The organism is Muricoccus roseus (genome assembly GCF_900141905.1).
GTDB lineage: Bacteria > Pseudomonadota > Alphaproteobacteria > Acetobacterales > Acetobacteraceae > Roseomonas > Roseomonas rosea.
Genome location: NZ_FQZF01000005.1, coordinates 96,548 through 116,534, shown reverse-complemented (window position 1 = coordinate 116,534; position 19,987 = coordinate 96,548). Strand labels below are relative to the sequence as shown.

Here is a 19,987-nt window from a genome sequence, read left to right as displayed (position 1 = left end):
AACGCGTGAGGCGCCTGCCCGGTCAAGTGGGGCGCCTCCTCGTCCAGGGGGTTTCCTTCCTTCTTCGGCTCACGATGCTGCTGGTGATGCTCCTCGGGGTGGGAGTCGCGGCGCTGGGCTGGCGGCTGGCGCAGGGGCCGATGCCGATTCCCTCGATCGAGGCGGTGAACGAGGCGGTGGCGGCGCGGCTGGCCGGGCTGACCCCGGGGCTGCGTGTCCATTTCGGCCAGGCCTGGGTGGCCTGGGAGGGGTGGAAGGACGGCGCGCCGCAGCCGCTGTTCCTCCGGCTGGAGGGGCTGCGGGCGGTGGATGGGGCGGGCAGCACCCGCGCCTCGCTCACCTCCGCCGAGGTGTCGGTGGCGGTGCCGCCGCTGCTCCGCGGCGTGGTGGCGCCGGTACGGGTTGTGCTGCGGGACCCGGTGGCGCTGCTGCGGCGGGACATGGCCGGCGACCTGTCGATCGACCTCGGCATCTCCTCCGGCCCGGCCGACACGCCCGGCGCCGAGGCCCCTCCGGATTCCGAGCCGGAGGCGACCACGGAGACCATCGCCCGGCTGCTGCGTGGCGCGGACCCGGATTCGCCCCTGGCGGCGCTGCGGGAGATCCGGGTGGATGGCGGGGTGGTGCAGGTGCGGGACGAGCCGCTGCAGCTTGCCTGGGCCATCCATCGCGCCGCGCTTTCCGTCACGCGCGCGGAGAATGGGGCGACGGTACTCGCCGGATCCGGCGGGCTGCGCTTGTCGGGCCAGGAAATTCCCGTGCGCATCTCCGGGCGCGCGGCGGGGGAGCCGCCGGTGGCCGAGGTTTCGCTGGAGATCGATTCGGTGAGCCCGCCGGCGCTGGCGACCGCGCTGCCCTCCCTGCGGCCGCTGGCCATGCTCGATGCCCAGCTCGGGGCGCGGTTCGGCGGGCGCTATGACTTCGGCAATGGCGAGTTCGAGGGCCGGGCGGAGGTGCGGTCCTCGGCCGGGCGGATCGTCGCGGGGGAGCGGCGGACGGATTTCGAGGGCGCGACCATCGCGCTCACCGGGGATGGCCGGCGGATGCGGCTGGAGCGGCTGGAACTGGCCCTGCCGGCCGGGCGCCCCGGCTTTCCGGCGCCCCGCATCACCGCCCAGGCCCAGGCCGACCGGCGCGACGGGCTCTGGCAGGGGCGCATGGAGATCGGGCTGGACGCGATCGCGGTGCCAGACCTCGCGCTCTACTGGCCGCCGGGCGTCGCCGAGGGCGCGCGGGTCTGGGTCACCGAGAACCTGACGGCGGGCCGGGCGCGGGAGGGGCGCTGGTTCCTGGAGGGGGAGTCCTCCGCCGATTTCTCCAGCGGGCGGATCACCGCCGCGGGCGGGACGTTGCGGGCCGAGGGCGTGAACGTCCACTGGCTCCGTCCCATCCCGCCGCTGGAGGGGGTGGACGGGCTGGTCACCTTCTCGCGGGAGGATGTGGTCATCCAGGCGCGGGCGACGCGGCAGTCCGGTACCGGCCTGACAGTGCCGGAGGCGCGGGTGCGGATCTCCGACCTGGGCGTGCCCAAGCCGGATGCGGAGAAGCTGGAGATCGATGCCCGGGTGGCAGGGCCGCTGAACGACGTGCTCAACCTCGTGCGCCACCCCCGCCTGCACCTGTTCGAGAAGCGGCCGCTGGAGCTGGGTGCGGCTGGGGGGAATGTGGAGGCGCGGCTTTCCATCGGCCTGCCGCTGCTGAACGACCTGCCCATCGAGCAGCTGCGGATCTCGGCCCAGGGCAAGGTTACGAACGGGCGCATCGCGGATGTGGTGGCGGGGCAGTCCGTCGAGGCGGCGCAGCTGGATGTCGCGGTCGATGTCTCGGGCATGAAGGTGGCCGGCACGGCGCGGCTGGGCGCCATTCCCGCGCGGGTGCAGGCCGAGCTGGACTTCCGCAGCGGGCCCCCGGCGCAGGTGACGGAGCGGGTGCAGCTGGAGGGGCGGGCGGCGGCGGCGGACCTGGCGCGGCTGGGGCTGAACCCCGCGCCCTATCTGGCGGGGGCCTTCGGCTATGCGGTGCAGGCGGAGCGGCGCCGCTCGGGCGAGGCGCAGGTTTCGCTGCGCGCGGATCTGCGCGAGGCGCGGCTGGCGCTGCGGCCCTTCGGCTATGCGAAGCCCGCCGGGGTGGCGGCGAGCGCCCAGGCCGTGGTGCGCTTACGCGGCGAGACGCTGACGGCGGTGGAGGGCGTGCGGGTGGAGGGGCCGAATCTCTCCGTGCGCGGCGGGCTCTCCTTCCGCCGCGGGGGGGCGTTCGGCGGGGCGGAGCTGCTGGAGGCGCGGATCGGGCCGAGCCGGCTGGCCGGGCAGGTGGCCTCCCCCGCCCGGGCCGGGGAGCCGTGGGAAATCCGGGTGCAGGGCAGCATGCTCGATGCGCGTGGGCTGATGGAGGAGCTGGACAGGGCCGGCGGTGGCGGTGGTGGTTCCACGCCGCTCCGCCTGGATGCGCGCTTCGACCGCGTGCTGCTGGCCGAGGGGCGCGAGCTGGCGCCGGTGCAGGCCCTGGCCTTCATGGATGCGCAAGGCGTGCTGCGCGAGTTGCGGGCCAGCGGGCGTGGCGTGCGCGGGGGCGGCTTCGAGGCCGTGGTGGTGCCGCGGGGGGCCGGGCGGGCCATGGAGGCGCGGGTGGAGGGCTTCGGCACGCTGCTGCGCGACCTCGGCGTGTTCGACGCGGTGGATGGCGGGACCTTCCATGCCTCCGGCACCTGGCCCGGCAACACGCCGGACTCGCCCTTGAGCGGCGTGGCGGAGCTGCGGGATTTCGGAGTGCGGGAGGCGGCCTCGATCGGGAAATTCCTGCAGGCGCTTTCGATCTACGGAATCCCCGAGGCGGTGCGGGGCCCCGGGCTGCGCTTCACTGTGGCGAGCGCGCCCTTCCGGCTGACCCCCGAGGCGCTGACCCTCGAAGAGGCGCGGGCGGTCTCGGCCTCGCTCGGCCTGACGATGGAAGGGCGGATCCTGCGGCGGGCGGAGCGCTACGACCTGCGGGGGACGGTGGTGCCCTCCTATGCGCTGAACAGCGCCCTGGGCCGCCTTCCCGGCATCGGGCGGCTTTTCACGGCCGAGCGGAATGGCGGGCTCTTCGCCGCGAATTTCCGCGTCACGGGCAAGCTGGACGATCCGGATATCGCCCTCGACCCGCTCTCGATCCTCGCGCCTGGGGCGCTGCGGGGGCTGCTGACGCCGCAGGAGGGGCGCTGAAGCCTGCTTGACCGGCGGGAACAGCCGCCGCAAACCCGGGCAAACGAAATCCGGAGGGCGCCCGATGGCCTCGCGACGCAACTTTCTGACCCTGCCCCTGGCGGCGGTGCTGCCGCTGCCCGCGATCCGCACCGCCGCCGCGCAGGCGGCGACGGTGATGCGGCTGTCGCACCAGTACCCGCCCTCCCACCATATCGCCGGGGTGCTGAATGCCTTCGCCGCCGATGTGAAGGCGCGCAGCAACGGCGCGGTGGACGTGCAGGTCTTCCCGGCGGAGCAGCTGGCGCGGGTGGCCGAGAACTTCCCCGGCGTGGCGCGCGGGGCCTTCGAGGCGGCGGTGGCCACCAACTTCACCTGGGGCAACACCATCCCCGAGATGTCGGGGCCGACCATTCCGTACTTCTTCGCCGATCTGGAGAAGAACCGCCGCTTCCCGCAATCCGAGGCGCGGAAGTTCCTGGACGGGCTAACCGCGCGCCGCGCCGTGCGCTCGGTGGGCTGGCTGTTCACCACCAACCGCGCGATCTTCACCTCCTCCCGCAAGCCGCTGCTGACGCCGGAGGATTTCCGCGGCGTGAAGATCCGCGGCATCAACAGCCTGATCGACACCGCGCTGACGGCGGTGGGCGCGGCGCCGGCCGCGACGCCCGCGCCTGAGGTGGTGGGCGCGCTGCAGTCCGGCGTGCTGGATGCGGGGCTGACGGATGTGTCCGCCGCCGTGTCCCGCCGCTTCTACGAGGTGCAGAAATTCGGCACGGTCTCGCCGTTCTTCAGCGTCTCTACGCAGGTCTATGTGAATCCGCGCTGGTGGGACGGGCTGCGGCCGGAGGCGCGCGGCGCGATCGAGGCGGCGCTGGCCAAGGCCGAGACGGATGCGGTGGATGTCACCGTCCGCACCGCCGATGCGGCGGTGGGCGAGCTGCGCGAGAAGGGCATGACCGTGCACGAGCAGTCGCCGGCCGAGGTGGCGGCCTGGCGCGATGCCATGCAGAAGCCGGTCATGGACGCCTTCCTGCGCCAGGCGCCCGAGGGCGGCGCGCGCGTGATCGAGCTGCTGCGGGCCGTCTGATCGTGCAGCGCGCCGTCGCCCTCCTTTCCCGTTTCGCCTGTGGGCTGGCCTCGGTCTCGACCGTGGTTTGCCTGCTGCTGATCGGGGCTTCGGTGGTGGCGCGCTATGTCTTCCACACGCCGCAGCCCTGGATCGACAAGGTGGCGGGGTGGCTGGTGGTGGCGCTGGTGCTGCTGGCCGCGCCCGAGGCGCAGCGGCGCTTCGAGCATATCGGCGTGGATGTGGCGGTGGGGCGGCTTGGCCCGCGGCTGGCGCGGGTGGCGCATCTGGTCGGCGCCGCCTCGGTGGCCGTGGTGGCGGCCATCCTGCTCTGGGCGGGGTGGGAGGCGGTCGAGTTCTCGCGGATGGTCGGGCTGATGACCGAGATCGAGGGCGTGCCGGAATGGTGGATCCAGCTGCTCTTGCCGGTGGGTTCCACGGTGCTGCTGCTGGTGGCGCTGGCGCAGTGTCTGGTGCTGCTCACGGGCGGTACGCCGGAGAACCTGCCCAGCGGCGAAGACGAGTTGCCGCGAGACACGTTGGCGCGCGGCGAGTAGGGGCCCGATGTCCTTCCTGATCCTGATGGCCGTGCTGATCGGCCTGCTCTATCTCGGCCTGCCGATGTTCGCGGCGCTGTTCCTGCTGCCGCTGGCGGTGCTGCTCTGGGTCGAGGGCGGCATCCCGGCGCTGGGCGAGATCGTCATCGGGAACCTCAACGGCTACCTCCTCGTCGCCATTCCGCTCTTCATGATGATGGCGCATGTGATGGTGCGCGGGCGGGTGGTGAACGACCTGTACGGCGCGGCCTTCGCGCTGCTGCGCGGCGTGCGCGGCGGGGTGGGCATCGCGACCGTGCTGGCCTGCACGGTCTTCGCCGCGATCTCCGGCTCGTCGGTCGCGACGGCCTTGACCATCGGCAAGATCGCGATCCCGCAGATGCTGCGCTACGGCATGTCCCGCAAGGGAGCCTTCGGCGTGGTGGCGGGGGGCGGCACGCTGGGCATCCTGATCCCGCCCTCGGCGCCGATGGTGCTCTATGCCTTCGTGACGGAGACGAGCGTCGGCGCGCTCTTTCTCGCGGGGCTGCTGCCGGGGCTGATGATGGCCTTGCTCTTCGCGCTCTATGTCTTCGTCACCGAGGGCAAGGCGGTGGCGCCGGCGGACGAGCCGCCGCCGGAGCGGCTCGGCACCTCCATCCGCCGGGCCGGCTGGTCCATGACGCTGCCGATCTTCGTGCTGGGCGGCATCTATATGGGCGTGTTCACCGCGACGGAGGCGGCCGGGGCCGGCACGCTCTATGCCATCGCGATCGCGGCGCTGATCTACCGTACCCTGACCTGGCGGGACCTCTGGGACGGCGTGCAGGATGCCACGCGCACCAGCGCCATGCTGCTGATGATCATCGCGGGCGCGGCGGTCTATGGCTACATGCTGACCAAGCTGCGCATCCCGCAGGAGCTGGCGGCGCTGGTGACGGAGATGGGGCTGTCCCGCACCGGGTTCCTCATCGCGATGATGGTCCTGCTCTTCGTGCTGGGGCTGGTGCTGGAGAGCTTCAGCATCATCCTGCTGACCATGCCGGCCGTGCTGCCTTCGCTCGCGATCCTCGGGATCGGCAAGGTCTGGTACGGGGTGCTGCTGACGCTTTCGCTGGAGATGGCGCTGATCAGCCCGCCGGTGGCGATGAACCTGGTGGTCATCAAGGCGATCACGGGGGCGCCGCTGAGCGAGGTGAACCGCTCTATCATCCCCTACATGCTGATGCTGGCGGCCGGGACGGCGCTTCTGATCGCCTTTCCCGAGATCGCCCTCTGGCTGCCGCGGCAGGCCGGGTACTAGCGCGGCGCCGCCCCGGTTCCGGCCCGCCGCGCGGTGTCAGGCCGCGCGGAGCACCTCGTCGCCCTTCTGCCAGTTGCAGGGGCAGAGTGCGCCGGCCTGGAGCGCATCGAGGACCCGGAGCACCTCCTGCGGGTTCCGGCCGACCGCGAGGTCGTTCACGCTGACATGGCGGATGGTGCTCTCGGTATCGACGAGGAAGGTGGCGCGGAGCGGCACGCCCTCGTTGTGGTCGAGGATGCCGCAGGCGGAGGAGAGCTCGCGCTTGATGTCGGAGAGCATGGGGAAGGGCAGGTCCCGCAATTCGGGCTGGGCGAGGCGCCAGTTCATATGGGCCAGCTCGCTGTCGAGCGAGACGCCGTAGATGACGGCGCCGCGCTCGGCGAAGTCCGGGGCCATGCGGCCGAAGGTCACGATCTCCGTCGGGCAGAGGGTGGAGAAGTCCTTCGGCCAGAAGAAGACGAGCTTCCACTGGGTGCTGTCATCGGCATCCGTCACGATGCGGAAGGCGGTTTTCGGGTCCAGCCCGCGCGCGCCGCCCTCGAGGGCGTTGAGCTTGAAGGAGGGGAAGCGGTCGCCGACGGTCAGCATGGGGTGGGGTCTCCGGGAGGGGCCGGGGCTCAACGCCGCTCCCGATCGGTTGTTTGCGTCGGGGTCAGGGGGATGCCGATGCCATCCGGTGCCGCTCCACGCCGCCGACACGGGTGGAGAGCACGCGGGTGCCCGCGATCGCCGCCGGATCACCCTCCAGGATGTCGTTGTCGAGGATGGCGAAGTCGGCCAGCAGGCCGGGGCCGATGCGGCCCTTCTCATGCTCCTCGCGCTGGGCCCAGGCGGCAAGGGTGGTGTAGGCGGCCAGCGCCTCGCGCGGGGTGATGGCCTGGCGGATGTCGAGATCGGCGCCGCTGGCGGTGCGGCGGGTGACCATGGCCGAGAGGGCGGTGAATGGATTCACCCGGCAGACCGCGAAGTCCGAATGCCCCGGGGCGGGAACGCCGGCATCGATGAGGGCCCGGTGGGGCCACATGTTCACCATCTCCGCCTGGCCGCGATGGGCGACATAGGCCTCGCCCAGCTCATCCATGAAGCCGGTGGCGGAGCTGTCCACGAAGCCGCCGCGCCTGAGCCGGGCCAGGATCTCCGGGGTGACGTTGCAGCAATGCTCCACGCGCATCCGGTGGTCGGCGACGGGGTGGGCTGCCAGGGCGGCCTCCATCACGTCGAGCGCGAAATCGATGCCGCGGTCGCCCACGCCCTCGATCATCACCTGCAGCCCGGCGGCGTGCGCGGCGGTGGCGCGGCGGGTGAGGTCGTCACGGTCATAGAGGAGCATGCCCGTATTGGGCACGGGCTCGCCCGGGACGGGGGTGCCGAGATAGGGCGCGTAATAGGCGGCGGTGCGGCCGGAGGTGGAGCAGTCCGGGCACCACTCCACGCCGATCAGGCGAAGGGTGGAATCGCCGAAGCCGGACTGGATGCCGGCGGCGATGAGGGCCTCGATCAGCCCGTCTTCGCGGCCCGAGGCGATGATGCCCATCCGCAGGCGCCAGCGGCCGTCCCGCTTCATGGTCTGGTAGGCGCGGATGGCCTTGGAGGGGCAGAGGGAGTTCGCGATGGAGGTGATGCCATGGGCCAGGCACTGGTCCTGCACCATCTCCATCCCGTCGGCGATGTCCTCCTCGGTATCCTGGCCGTGGATGGCGTTGAGGAAGACATGCGCGGCGGTTTCCCGCACGAGGCCGGTGAAGCCGCCGCCGTCGCGGTCGAAGCGGCCGAAGGGCGGGTCCGCCGTGTCCGGCCCGATGCCGCAGGCGGCGAAGGCGGCGGAGTTGGCGAGGCCGAGATGGCCGTCGGTGCGCAAGATGAAGAGGGGGCGGCCGCCCGTCGCCGCGTCCAGCTCGGCGAGGCTGGGATAGCCGCCGCTGGCGCGCTCGTTCAGCCGGTAGCCGGCGAACCAGCGGCCGGGCGGGAGCTCGGCGCAGCGGGCGCGGATGGTGGCCAGCAGCTCCGCCCGGCTCTGGATGCGGTCCGGCGAGAGAAGGGTCCAGCGCAGCAGGCGCACGGCATAGGCATCGGGGTGGTTGTGCCCGTCGACGATGCCGGGAATCACGCGGCGGCCCTGGGCATCCAGCACGCGGGTGGCGGGGCCGGCGAGAGCGGCGATGTCGGCGTCCTCGCCCGTTGCGGTGAAGCGGCCGTCCAGCACCGCGAAGGCGGTGCAATCGCCGCCCTCGGCCATGGTGGCGACGCGGCCGTTGAGGAGGATGAGGTCAGGGGCGGGCATCAGGCGGCGATCCGGTCCATGCGGTCGCGCAGCCGGTACCAGCCGCCGACGAGGGGCAGGAACCAGGGGCGGCCGCCATAGCTGGGGGCGGTGGGGAAGGGGAGGTCGGCGAGGGCGAAGGGCTCGTTCTCGGCCCCCGCGATGCGGAGCACCGCGCGATGGCCGAGCCAGCTGGCCATGGCGACGCCGGAACCCTGGCAGCCTGCGGCGTAGTGGATGCCGTCCTGCGTGCCGAGATGCGGCAGGAAGTCGAAGGTGAAGGCGACGTTCCCCGTCCAGGCATGGGTGATTCGGACCTTCTCCAGCTCGGGGAAGACATCCGTCATGAAGCCGTGCAGCACGGGGGCGGCCTTCTCCGGCGTCGTCGGGCCGAAGGAGGCGCGGCCGCCCCAGAGCACCCGCGTGCCGTCCGGCGAGGGGCGGAAGTAGTTCAGCACGCGCTTGGTGTCGCTGATCATGCGCCGGCCGGGGAAGAGGCGGTCGATCGTTTCCGTGGGCAGTGGCTCGGTCGCGATGATGTAGGAGCCGACGGGGATGAGGCGCCGCGCGAGCCAGGGCATGGCGCTGCGGCCCTCGGCGTCGAGGCTGTAGCCATTGGTGGTGACGAGCACGGCGTCCGCCCGGAGAAGGCCGCGCGAGGTGCGCAGCACGAAACGGCTGCCCTCCTGCGCGATGCCCTCCACGCGCGTGGAGTCGACCAGCGTGGCGCCGGCCGCGGCGGCGCTGGCGGCGAGGCCGCGGGCGTATTTGCCGGGATGCAGGCTGCCCGTGGCGGCGGCGAGCATGCCGCCGTGATAGTGGTCGCTGCCGAGCGCCTCCCGCTGGCGCTCACGCGGGAGCATGGCGGCGGGAAGGCCGGTCATGCTTTCGATGAAGGCGACCTTCTCGGCCTGAGCCTCGTAATGCGCGGGGGTCCAGGCGGCGGCGAAGCGGCCGCAGCGGATGTAGTCGCAATCGATGCCTTCGCGCGCGATCAGCTCCTCGAGGAAGGGGAAGGAGGCGGCGGCGTCGCGGGCGATGGCGGCTGCACGTTCCGCGCCATGCGCGCGCGCCAGGTCGGAGGTGGCGAGCTTCAACCCGCCCGAGACCATCCCGCCATTCCGGGACGAGGCGCCCCAGCCGATGCGCTCGGCATCCAGCACCACGGGCCGGTGGCCGAGGCGGCAGAGGGTGAGGGCGGCGGAAAGGCCGGCATACCCGCCGCCGACGATGGCGACCGCCGCCTCGTCGGGCAGCTCGGCCGGGCGGGAGGCGGGCTCGGCGGCCTCCCACCACCACGGCGTCGTCCGGAACCCTTCGGCAAGGAGAGAGTGGCTCATGGCTACCGGTGCCCCCGCTGGTATCAAAATTGCTGGCTACTTTCCCCAGACATGGCAGGGTTGCGCCGGGCCGGGGTTTCGGCAAGGGGCGAAGGTCAGGGGGAGAGCACCGATGCTGCAGAGCTTTCACGAGGATTGCGTCGAACGCGCGCAGGGTGCCCTGCGGCGTGGCGTGGACCGGCGGACGGCGCTGCGCGCGCTCGGCGCGCTCAGCCTGGCGCCGCTGGCGGCGGGTGGGCCGGCCCGCGCGCAGGGCGCGAGGGAGCTGGTGATCGTCAACTGGGGCGGCATCGCCAATGAGGGGTTCGGCCGGTTCTATGGCGCGCCTTTCGAGGCCGCGAATGCGGGCTTCAAGGTGATCCAGAACAGCACCGGCCCCTCGGCCGGGCGGATCAAGAGCATGGTGGACAGCGGTTCCGTCACCTGGGACCTGTGCGACAGCTCCTCGACCTCCGCGCGCGTGCTGGGCAAGCAGAACCTGGTCGAGAAGATCGACTACGCCGTCGTGAAGAAGAGCGACGCGATCTCCGAGGCTTTCACGCTGGAGCACGGGGCGGCGCCCTATTCCTTCTCCTCCGTGCTTGCCTATGACAGCAGCAAGTTCCCGAATGGCGCGCCGCAGAGCTGGGCGGATTTCTACGACCTGCGGAAGTTCCCGGGCACGCGGCTGATGCGGCGCGACGCGCTGGCGGTGCTGGACGCGGCGCAGATGGCGCTGGGGAAGGATCCGCGGAACCTCTATCCGCTGGACACCCGCGCCTGCCTGAACAAGCTGAAGGAGATCCGGCGCAACGCGGTGTTCTGGGCGAACGGGTCGGAAAGCGAGCAGTTCCTGCGCACCGGCGAGGCGGTGATGGGGCAGATCTGGCACACTCGCGCCAAGGTGCTGGAGCAGGAGACGAACGGCCGCATCAAGTTCATCTGGAACCAGGGGCTGCTGCAGGCGGGCATCTTCGTTATCCCGCGTGGCGCGCCGGGCGGCGCGAACACGCAGCGGTTGCTGGCGAGCATGCTGGCCAACCCCGAGCCGCAGGTGGAGCTGCTGAAGTTCCTCGGCAATGGGCCGACCAACCCGCGCGCGGCAGCGCTGGTGCCGGAGGAGTTCAAGCGCTTCAACCCGACGGATCCGGCGAACGCCGTGCAGCAGGTGACGCTGGACGGCAATTGGTGGGGTGACAATTACACCCAGCTGAACCAGGACGTGATCGACATCATCACGGGCTGATTCATGCTTCTGGTAAAGGCCGAGGGCGCCAAGGTGCGCCAGAACTGGTGCGAGCTGCTGGCCGAGCTGCGGCCGGGCCTCGTGGCGAAGCCCTTCGACGCGCCTGACCTTCGGGCCGAGGACACGGCCTATGTGCTGGCCTGGGAGCCGGAGCCGGGCTGGCTGGCGGGCTTTCCGAACCTGCGGGCGATCTTCTCGCTCGGCGCGGGGGTGGACCACATCACGCGCGACCCGGCATGGCCCCGGCACGTTCCGCTGGTGCGGATGGGCGGCGAGGAGACCGGGCAGCGCATGGGCGAGTACATCGCCTGGGCCTGCCTGACCCTGCTGCGGCATGGGCGGGACTTCGCCCGCCAGCAGGCCGAGCGGCGCTGGGGCTACAAGGTGGGCGAGGACACGGCGCGCGACCTGACGGTGGGCATCATGGGGCTGGGCACGCTGGGTGCGGCCGCCGTGCCGATGCTGCGCGGGCTGGGCTACCGCGTGATCGGCTGGTCCCGCTCCCGCAAGGCGGTGGAAGGGGCGGAGAGCTATGCTGGCGAAGCGGAGCTGGACGCCTTTCTGGCGCGCAGCAACGTGCTGGTCTGCCTGCTGCCCTCCACGCCGGAAACCGCCGGCATCGTGAATGCCGGGTTGCTCGCGAAGCTGCCGGAAGGCGCCGCGCTGGTGAATGCGGCGCGGGGCTCGCATGTGGTGGTGCCGGAGCTGATCGCGGCCCTCGATTCCGGGCATCTCTCCGGCGCCGTACTGGACGTTTTCGACCCCGAGCCTCTGCCGGAGGACAGCCCGCTCTGGTCGCATCCGAAGGTGACCGTCACACCGCATGTAGCGAGCGTTGCGCGGCGGCGGGAGCGGGCGCGCTACGTGGCGGATGCGATCGCCGCCTTCGAGGCGGGGGCGGCGCTGCCCAACCTCTATGATCCCGAGCGGGGCTACTGACATGCCGCTTCCCCCGCCGCCGGTCCGGCCGGACCCGAACCATGTGCCGACCGAGGCCGAGCTGCGGCGCGACCTGGCCGCGGCCTACCGTCTCTTCGCCCTGTTCGGGATGACGGATCTCGTCTTCACGCATCTCTCCGTGCGCGTGCCGGGGGAGGGGCACCGGTTCCTGGTGAACCCCTACGGGCTGCTCTTCGAGGAGATCACCGCCTCCTCCCTCGTGCTGGTGGATGCGGCGGGCGAGCCGGCGCAGGAGACGAGCTGGCCGGTGAACCCGGCGGGCTTCGTCATCCATTCCGCGCTGCATCTCGGCGCGCCGCGCGCGCATTGCGTGATGCACACGCATACGCTGGCGGGCATGGCGGTGGCCGCCCAGAAGGGCGGGCTGCTGCCGCTGAACCAGATCAGCACGGAATTCCACGGGCGCGTGGCCGTGCACGAGTATGAGGGCATCGCGGCGGACGACAATCTGGGCGAGCGGGAGCGGCTGGTACGGGACATGGGGGACAAGCCCTGCATGATCCTGCGGCATCATGGGCTGCTGACGGTCGGGCGCACGGTCGCGGAGGCCTTCTACTGGATGTACTATCTGGAGCAGTCCTGCCGCATCCAGCTCGCCGCGCAGTCCAGCGGCGCGCCGCTGGACATTCCGCCGGAGGAGGTGGTGGTGCGGGCGCGCGACCAGATGGGCGACAGCCCGGTGAAGGGCTGGCTGCCCTGGCAGGCGCTGCGGCGGAAGCTGGACCACGAGCAGCCGGACTACGCGTCGTGAGCGGGCCGGCCGGCCATGCGCTCTCGCTGCAGGGCGTGGCGAAGCGCTATGGCGACTTTACCGCGGTGCAGGGGGCCACGCTGGAGGTGGCGAGCGGCGAGTTCCTGACGCTGCTCGGCCCCTCCGGTTCCGGCAAGACCACGATCCTCATGATGATCGCGGGCTTCGTGGAGCCGAGCGCGGGGCGGATCCTGCTGGACGGGCGGGACATCACCGCTCTGCCGCCGGAGCGGCGCGACTTCGGCATGGTGTTCCAGGGCTATGCGCTGTTCCCCCACATGACCGTGGCGGAGAACGTGGCCTTTCCCCTGCGCGTGCGGCGGATGGCGCGGGCGGAGCGGGATGCCAAGGTGCGCGCGGCGTTGGACCTCGTGCAGCTGGACCGCTTCGCGGACCGGCGGCCTTCGCAGCTTTCGGGCGGGCAGCAGCAGCGCGTGGCGCTGGCGCGGGCGCTCGTCTTCGACCCCGCCCTGCTGCTGCTGGACGAGCCCCTTTCGGCGCTGGACAAGAAGCTGCGGGCGGAGCTGCAGGAGGAGCTGAAGGCGCTGCATCGCCGCATCGGGCGCAGCTTCATCAACGTCACGCATGACCAGGAGGAGGCGCTCAGCCTTTCCGACCGGATCGCCATCCTCAACCATGGGCATGTCATGCAGGTGGGCTCGCCGGAGGCGCTGTATGAGCGGCCGGCGACGCGCTTCGTGGCGGATTTCCTCGGCAAGTCGAACTTCATCGAGGGCGAGGCGGAGCCGGATGCGGGCGGCATGGCGTTGCGGCGCGGCCGCGCGCGGGTGGTCGCGCGAGGCACCGCCCCGGCCGGGCGCGCCCTCCTCTCGCTGCGGCCGGAGAAGATCGTGCTGCTGCCGGCGGAGGGGGCGCCCGCGCTGGCCGAGGACAATGTGGTGGAAGGGCGGATCGCTGCCTGGTCCTATCTCGGCACCGGCTTCGCCGTGACGGTGGAGACGCCCGATCTCGGCGCGATCCGGGTGCATCTGCCGGCCTGGCGCTCGCCGGTGGCGCCCGCGGAGGGGCTGGCGGTGCGGCTGGGCTGGTCGCGGGATGCGGCGGTGGTGGTGGCGGAGGATGCCGCCATGGCGCCGCAGGGCCACGCCGCTTGAGCCCGAAGGGCCGCCATGCCGCGGGGTGGTGGGCGCTGATCCTGCCCGCCTTCCTGCTGATGACTGCTTTTTATGTCGCGCCGATCCTGCAGGTGCTGGCGATCAGCGTGACGGAGCCCTCTCCGGGCCTGGGCAATTACGAGCGGCTCTTCACAAGCGAGAGCGTGCAGCGGGTGATCGGGACCACGCTGCGGATCGGGGTGGTGACCACGGCGGTCGCGCTGCTGCTCGGCTATGTGCTGGCCTATCGCATCGCCCTGGCGGGGCCACGGGCGCAGCGCTGGTGGCTGCTGGCCGTGCTGGTGCCGCTCTGGATTTCCGTGCTGGTGCGCGCCTTCGCTTGGGTGACGCTGCTGCGGCGCCAGGGGCTGGTGAATGAGGGGCTGCTGGCGGCGGGGGTGATCGACCAGCCGCTTTCGCTCGTCTGGAACGAGTTCGGCATCATCATCGGGATGGTGCACTACATGGTGCCCTATGCGGTGCTGCCGATGCTCTCGGCCATGCGCGAGATCGACCCGCGGGTGCTGGCCGCGGCGCGGGGGCTGGGCGCGAGCCGGACGGGGGCGTTCCTGCGGGTATTCCTGCCGCTTTCCCTGCCGGGGGTGATCGCGGCGGGGGTGCTGGTCTTCATCTTCTCGCTGGGCTTCTACATCACCCCGGCCATTCTGGGCGGCGGCAAGACGCTGATGGTGGCCGAATGGATCAAGCTGCAGATCCTCGACCTCATCCGCTGGGGGTTGGGCGCGATGATGGCGACCGTGCTGGTCGTCGCCATCCTCGCCACGCTCGCGGTCTTCTCGCGGCTGGTGAACCTGCGGCGGCTCTTCGGGGCGGGGGGCTGAGGCGATGGGCGGGTATCGGCCGGGCTGGCTGAACGGGGCGGTCGCCTGGGCGACGGTGATCTATCTCATCCTGCCCATCACCATCATCCTGCCGGTCTCCCTGACCGATCAGCGCTTCCTCTCGCTGCCCGTGCACGCCCTGTCCGGCGAGCACTACCTGCGGCTGCTGACGACGCCGGCCTGGACGAATGCCATCCTGCAATCGGCCTTCATCGCGGTGGCCTCCACCGTGCTGGCGGTGGTGCTGGGAACGCTTTGCGCGATCGGCTGCTGGCGGCTCTCGCGGCGCAGCACGGAGCTCGTGCGCGCGCTGATGCTGCTGCCGATCATTATCCCCAGCATCGCCTATGCCATCGGGCTGTACCGGTACTTCGCGAAGCTCGGGCTACTGGACAGCTTCACCGGGGTGGTGATCGCGCATGGGGTGACGGGCATTCCCTATGTGGTCATCACCGTCTCCACGGCGCTGGCGGCCTTCGACCCACGGCTGGAGAGCGCGGCGCGGGGCATGGGGGCCTCGCTGCCTCAGACGCTGCGCTGGGTGATCCTGCCGCGCATCGCGCCGGGGATCGTCTCCGGCGCTATCTTCGCCTTCATCCATTCCTGGGACGAGCTGGTGGTGGTGCTCTTCATCGCCTCCCGCCGCGTCTTCACCCTGCCGCGGAAGATCTGGGACGGGATCAACGAGAACCTGGACCCGGCCATGGCTGCCGTGGCCGTGCTTCTGGTGGCGATGACGGTGCTGCTGCTGTTGCTGGACCTCGCCTTGCGGCGGCAGCGCAGGGATTAACGCGCCGCCCGGGATGGGGCATGAATCCACGCCCTGCCGGGCGCGCGCCGCTGCTCCTATCGAAGGCCTCCCCATGACCGAGAAGCATCCCGTCACGGCCCACAAGGGCATGGTGGTGACCAACCATCCGCTGGCCTCGGCGGCGGGGTCGGAGATGCTGCTGGCGGGCGGCAACGCGGTCGATGCGGCGATCGCGGCGCTGTTCACCTTGACGGTGGTGGAGCCGATGATGGTCGGCATCCTCGGGGGCGGGGTGGCGCATCTGCGCCTGCCGGATGGGCGGCATGTGGTGGTGGACGGGCTTTCCACCGCGCCCGCCGCCGCGCGGCCGGACATGTACCGCACCGTGTCCGATGTGCTGCCGGACTATCAGGAGACGGTGGGGCGGCAGAACCATTTCGGGCCGCTCGCCATGGCTGTGCCCGGCGCGCTGCGGGCCTGGTGCCACACCCTGTCGCGCTACGGTACCCTGCCGCTGGCCGATGTGCTGGAGCCCGCGATCCGTTGCGCCGCGCGGGGATGGCGCGCCACGCCCTACCTGGCCGACGCTGTGGGCGACAATGCGAAGGAGCTGGCGACGGATGAGGGGCTCGCGGCCATCTTCCTGCCGCAGGGCACGCCCATCCGCGCCGGGGACCGCGTGCTGCGCCCGGATTACGCGGACACGCTGCGCCTGATCGCGGCTGTGGGGCCGGATGCGCTGCATGACGGCCAGCTCGGCGATGCCCTGGCGGCGCATATGCGGGCGGCGGGCGGGCTGATCACCGCTGCGGATCTGCACGCCGCCGCGCCGGTGGAGCGCGAGGCGATCCGCGCCTTCTACCGGGGCCATGAGGTGATCGGGCCGCCGCCGCCTTCCTCGGCCGGCGTGCATATCGCGCAGATGCTGCATGTTCTGGAGGGCTTCGACCTGCGCGCGCTCGGGACCGGCTCCGCCGATGCCGTGCATCTCCTGGCCGAGGCGCTGAAGATGGCCTTCGCCGACCGCGCCGTGGCGACCGCCGACCCGGCCTTCGTCGAGGTGCCGGTGGCCCAGCTGACGGCGCGCGACTATGCCGAGGCGCGGCGCGGCGAGATCGACATGGCGCATGCGCGGGACTGGGCGCCCGGGGCGGGGCTGATGGAATCGGCCAACACCACGCATGTGACCGTGGCGGACGGGCAGGGCACGATCATCGCCACCACCCAGACCATCAACAGCCTGTTCGGCGCGCGCTTCACCGTGCCGGGCACGGGGATGGTGGCCAACAACTACATGTACAACTTCGACCCGCATCCGGGAAAAGCGCTCTCGGTCGCGCCGGGAAAGCGGGTTTTCACCTCCATGGCGCCGATGATGGTGCTGAAGGACGGGAAGCCGGTGGTGGCGCTGGGCCTCCCAGGTGGGCTGCGCATCTTCGGCTCGGCCATGCAGGCCATCATCAACCTGCTGGACCACCGCATGTCGCTGCAGGAGGCGGTGGAAGCCCCGCGGGTCTGGAGCCAGGGCCACCTGCTGGAGCTGGAGCCCGGCATCAGCACCGAGACCGAGGCGGCGCTCGTGGCGCGGGGGCACCGGACCCTGCGCGTGCCCACGGTGGGCGGCGGCATGGGGGCCGTGGCCTTCGGGCCGGACGGCACGCTGACGGGCGCGGCCTGCTGGCGGGCAGACGGCACGCCAGTCGGGATCGGCGGCGGGCTGGCGCGGCCGGGGGTGCGCTTCGTGCCGGAACAGCGGCCCTGAGGTTTTTGGGGTGTCGGTCTGTCCCGGGGAGAGGAAGAAGGAATTCTTCCTCTCCCTGGACCCCTCATCATCATCTTTTTCTCAGAGTTTGGAATCGCTGGGCTGACGGTGCGCCTGAGGTCTAGGACCTCAGGCGACTGAAGAGGCAGGAAGAGGCACCCTCAACGGGAGACCCCCTCGATCCGGGGTATCCACGGCAGTCGAACGGGGTTCCAAGAGCCTCAGGCGCTTGGCGGGTGGAGGGCGGAGCCCTCCTCTTCCCTACCCGACAACCAGCGGCGCCACGGCGTCCCGCAGGGCCTGGGGAAGGGGGGTAGGGCGGGTTTGGGTCTCCCGGTCCACATAGACGTGGATGAAGTGGCCTTCGGCGCTCGCCTGGTCTTCGGCGTTGCGGAAGATGCCGATTTCGTAGCGGATTGAGGTGTTGCCGATGCGGGCGACGCGGAGGCCAGCGGTCACGAGGTCCGGGAAGGCGATGGGGGCGAGGTAGCGGCAGCCCGTTTCGACCACCACGCCGATCACGGGCGAGGTTTTGAGGTCGATGGCGCCGGATTCCAGCAGGAAGCGGGACACGACTGTGTCGAAGAAGGAATAATAGACGACGTTGTTGAGGTGGGCATAGGCGTCGTTGTCGCCCCAGCGGGTGGGGATTTCGAGGAAGTGCCGGTAATCCGCCCGGGTCGGGCGCGTCTTGCCGCTCATGGGACCTCGCCTGTGGGTTGCGATGTGGCCCTGGGGCCGCGCCGCAGGGTCCGCGTGTCGGCAACGTGGCGCAAGGCTTCGCCTGCCGGACACTTCCCTGTAATGTGAGGGCGAGACCCCCGCCCTCAGGATCACGCAGCCCGGTATGTCCTCTCCCGCGTCCGAAGCCCGATTGGAGCCGTTCCGGCTGCGCGGGGCGAATTTCAACCTCCTGGTGCTGCGCCTGCTCGACCCGCGGGTGGAGGTGGTCGTTCCTGCGCTGGCCGATCAGTTCCGGCGGGCGCCGGGCTTCCTGCGGAATGCACCGATCGTGCTGGGGCTGGACGACCTGGACCCGGCGGCGGCGCCCGATTTCAACCATCTCATCGCCCAGCTCCGGGGTGTCCAGATCGCCCCGATCGGGACCACGGGCGGCGGGCCCGAGCTGCGGGCAGCAGCGCAGGCCGCCGGCCTGCCTCCGCTGCGGGCGGCCGGGGAGCAGCCGCTGGCGGCCGCGCCGGCCCCGGCGCCTGCCCCCATGCCCGAGCCGGTCCCCGAACCGCCACCCCCTTCGGGCTGGCAGCCGACCATGGTGGTGGACCAGGCCGTGCGCGCCGGGCAGCGTATCTGGGCGCAGGGCTGCGACCTGATCGTGCGCGGGACCGTGAATCCGGGCGCGGAGGTGATCGCGGACGGGAATGTGCATGTTTACGGGGCCCTGCGGGGCCGGGCGATCGCGGGCGGGTCGGAGAACCTGTCCGCCCGCATCTTCGCCCTGAACTTCGAGCCGGAGCTGGTCTCGATCGCCGGCTATTACGCGGTGCGGGACGGGTTGGGGGACGCGCCGCTGGGGCGGGCCGTGCAGGTCTGCCTCATCGGGGAGAGCATGCGGTTCGACAAGCTGGGCTGAGCCTGCCCGGCAGGCCGGAATCCCCTTTGCAGGGCCGGCGCCGGGCATGCGATGGAGTGCAATGTTTCGCCCCGCCGGCCGAACAGGGGCGGCCGAGCAGGGGCGGGCTGCGGGATGAGGGGGTTGGAGAGCGGCGCATGGCGCAAGTGATTGTGGTGACATCGGGCAAGGGGGGCGTGGGCAAGACCACATCCTCCGCCGCCTTCGCGACCGGGTTGGCCCAATCCGGGAAGAAGACCGTGGTGATCGACTTCGATGTCGGCCTGCGGAACCTTGACCTCATCATGGGCGTCGAGCGTCGCGTGGTGTTCGATATCGTCAACGTCATCACGGGCGAGGCGAAGCTCAACCAGGCCCTCATCCGCGACAAGCGGGTGGAGACGCTGTCCATCCTTCCGGCCAGCCAGACGCGGGACAAGGACGCGCTGACCAAGGAGGGCGTGGCCACCATCATCGAGGAGCTGTCGAAGGACTTCGACTACATCCTCTGCGACAGCCCCGCAGGCATCGAGAAGGGCGCGCTGCTGGCGCTCTACTTCGCCGACCAGGCGATCGTGGTCACGAACCCCGAGGTTTCCTCGGTGCGGGACAGCGACCGCATCCTGGGCGTGCTCCAGTCCAAGTCCCGCCGGGCCGAGGAGAAGAAGGACCCGGTGAAGGAGCACCTCCTCGTCACCCGCTACGACCCGAACCGGGTCGAGCGCGGCGAGATGCTGAAGCTCGAGGACATCCAGGAGATCCTGCGGATTCCGCTGCTGGGCGTCGTGCCGGAGAGCGAGAGCGTGCTCAAGGCCTCCAACACCGGCAATCCGGTGATCCTCGACGAGCCCTCGCCCGCCGGGCAGGCCTATCGGGATGCGGTGGCCCGTTTCCTCGGCGAGGACCGCCCCATGCGCTTCGTGGATGCGGAGAAGAAGGGCTTCCTCTCCCGGCTGTTCGGTGGGAGGGCCGCATGAGCTGGCTGAAGCTCTTCCGCGGCAAGCAGGCGGAGGCCCCGCAGACCGCTTCCCAGGCCAAGGAGCGGCTGCAGATCGTGCTCGCGCATGAGCGCATCTCCCGCAAGGGCGAGGATTTCCTGCCCAAGCTTCAGAAGGAGATCATCGAGCTGGTGGCCCGGCATGTCTCGATCGATCCCGGCCGGGTGAATGTGTCGCTGGAGCGGGGCGGGGACCTGTCCACCCTCGCGATCGCGGTCGAGATCCCGGGCCCGGAGCCGGTGCGGCGCGCCTCCTGAGGGCACGCTTTCCCGGCGTTTAACGATCGGGCAAGGCGCCCCGCGCCATGATCCGCATGGAATTATGCG

General features: G+C 71.1%; 18 protein-coding genes. 14 read left to right on the top strand and 4 right to left on the bottom strand.

Going from position 1 to position 19,987, the window contains the following annotated elements:
- Positions 1–5: 5 nt before the first annotated feature.
- The 4 genes from BUB97_RS05565 to BUB97_RS05550 all read left to right on the top strand — a co-directional run bounded on the left by BUB97_RS05565 (position 6) and on the right by BUB97_RS05550 (position 6,087).
- Positions 6–3,200, top strand: coding sequence for a YhdP family protein (locus BUB97_RS05565; RefSeq protein WP_139281301.1), 3,195 nt, complete (start codon positions 6–8; stop codon positions 3,198–3,200).
- Between the two features lie 64 nt (positions 3,201–3,264).
- A complete protein-coding gene (gene dctP, locus BUB97_RS05560) occupies positions 3,265–4,269 on the top strand; it encodes a TRAP transporter substrate-binding protein DctP (protein WP_073132458.1) in 1,005 nt (334 codons plus the stop codon).
- A gap of 2 nt (positions 4,270–4,271) precedes the next feature.
- Positions 4,272–4,805, top strand: coding sequence for a TRAP transporter small permease (locus BUB97_RS05555; RefSeq protein ID WP_073132456.1), 534 nt, complete (start codon positions 4,272–4,274; stop codon positions 4,803–4,805).
- Positions 4,806–4,812: 7 nt separating this feature from the next.
- Positions 4,813–6,087: a TRAP transporter large permease gene (locus tag BUB97_RS05550; protein WP_073132454.1), complete on the top strand. Its 1,275-nt coding sequence runs from the start codon at positions 4,813–4,815 to the stop codon at positions 6,085–6,087.
- Positions 6,088–6,123: 36 nt separating this feature from the next.
- Here the strand turns inward: BUB97_RS05550 and BUB97_RS05545 are convergent, their stop codons facing one another.
- From BUB97_RS05545 to BUB97_RS05535, 3 genes are all read right to left on the bottom strand, one after another.
- Positions 6,124–6,675: a peroxiredoxin gene (locus BUB97_RS05545; RefSeq protein ID WP_073132452.1), complete on the bottom strand. Its 552-nt coding sequence runs from the start codon at positions 6,673–6,675 to the stop codon at positions 6,124–6,126.
- 64 nt (positions 6,676–6,739) lie between these two features.
- Positions 6,740–8,368 (bottom strand): amidohydrolase, encoded by a 1,629-nt coding sequence (locus tag BUB97_RS05540; RefSeq protein ID WP_073132450.1) that lies wholly within the window; start codon positions 8,366–8,368, stop codon positions 6,740–6,742.
- A complete protein-coding gene (locus tag BUB97_RS05535) occupies positions 8,368–9,687 on the bottom strand; it encodes an NAD(P)/FAD-dependent oxidoreductase (RefSeq protein ID WP_073132448.1) in 1,320 nt (439 codons plus the stop codon). Before BUB97_RS05535 ends, BUB97_RS05540 begins: the two co-directional genes overlap by 1 nt.
- A gap of 112 nt (positions 9,688–9,799) precedes the next feature.
- Here BUB97_RS05535 and BUB97_RS05530 point away from each other — a divergent pair, with 112 nt between their 5' ends.
- The 7 genes from BUB97_RS05530 to ggt all read left to right on the top strand — a co-directional run bounded on the left by BUB97_RS05530 (position 9,800) and on the right by ggt (position 17,093).
- Positions 9,800–10,912 (top strand): extracellular solute-binding protein, encoded by a 1,113-nt coding sequence (locus BUB97_RS05530; RefSeq protein WP_073132446.1) that lies wholly within the window; start codon positions 9,800–9,802, stop codon positions 10,910–10,912.
- A 3-nt stretch (positions 10,913–10,915) separates the two neighbouring features.
- Complete coding sequence (locus BUB97_RS05525; RefSeq protein WP_073132444.1) at positions 10,916–11,851, top strand: 2-hydroxyacid dehydrogenase; 936 nt, start codon at positions 10,916–10,918, stop codon at positions 11,849–11,851.
- A gap of 1 nt (position 11,852) precedes the next feature.
- Positions 11,853–12,623 carry a class II aldolase/adducin family protein gene (locus BUB97_RS05520; RefSeq protein WP_073132442.1) on the top strand — a complete coding sequence of 257 codons (771 nt, stop codon included), beginning with the start codon at positions 11,853–11,855 and terminating at the stop codon, positions 12,621–12,623.
- Entirely contained in the window at positions 12,620–13,738 is a 1,119-nt protein-coding gene (locus tag BUB97_RS05515; RefSeq protein WP_073132439.1) for an ABC transporter ATP-binding protein, read from the top strand. The genes BUB97_RS05520 and BUB97_RS05515 overlap by 4 nt, the downstream gene beginning before the upstream one ends.
- Positions 13,735–14,580 (top strand): ABC transporter permease, encoded by an 846-nt coding sequence (locus BUB97_RS05510; RefSeq protein WP_245818199.1) that lies wholly within the window; start codon positions 13,735–13,737, stop codon positions 14,578–14,580. Before BUB97_RS05515 ends, BUB97_RS05510 begins: the two co-directional genes overlap by 4 nt.
- Positions 14,581–14,584: 4 nt before the next feature.
- On the top strand, positions 14,585–15,370 hold the full coding sequence (locus BUB97_RS05505) for an ABC transporter permease (protein ID WP_073132437.1): 786 nt from the start codon (positions 14,585–14,587) through the stop codon (positions 15,368–15,370).
- Between the two features lie 73 nt (positions 15,371–15,443).
- A complete protein-coding gene (gene ggt / locus BUB97_RS05500) occupies positions 15,444–17,093 on the top strand; it encodes a gamma-glutamyltransferase (protein WP_073132434.1) in 1,650 nt (549 codons plus the stop codon).
- Between the two features lie 261 nt (positions 17,094–17,354).
- On the opposite strand, the gene BUB97_RS05495 is transcribed toward ggt, so the two are convergent.
- Positions 17,355–17,795: an acyl-CoA thioesterase gene (locus BUB97_RS05495; RefSeq protein ID WP_073132432.1), complete on the bottom strand. Its 441-nt coding sequence runs from the start codon at positions 17,793–17,795 to the stop codon at positions 17,355–17,357.
- A gap of 145 nt (positions 17,796–17,940) precedes the next feature.
- Between BUB97_RS05495 and minC the strand changes: the two genes are divergently transcribed.
- From minC to minE, 3 genes are all read left to right on the top strand, one after another.
- On the top strand, positions 17,941–18,684 hold the full coding sequence (gene minC, locus BUB97_RS05490; protein ID WP_073132430.1) for a septum site-determining protein MinC: 744 nt from the start codon (positions 17,941–17,943) through the stop codon (positions 18,682–18,684).
- Between the two features lie 137 nt (positions 18,685–18,821).
- On the top strand, positions 18,822–19,640 hold the full coding sequence (gene minD, locus BUB97_RS05485; RefSeq protein ID WP_073132428.1) for a septum site-determining protein MinD: 819 nt from the start codon (positions 18,822–18,824) through the stop codon (positions 19,638–19,640).
- The gene (minE, locus tag BUB97_RS05480; protein ID WP_073132426.1) at positions 19,637–19,918 is read left to right on the top strand and encodes a cell division topological specificity factor MinE; all 282 of its coding nucleotides are present in this window, start codon (positions 19,637–19,639) and stop codon (positions 19,916–19,918) included. The genes minD and minE overlap by 4 nt, the downstream gene beginning before the upstream one ends.
- The last annotated feature ends 69 nt before the right edge of the window (positions 19,919–19,987 follow it).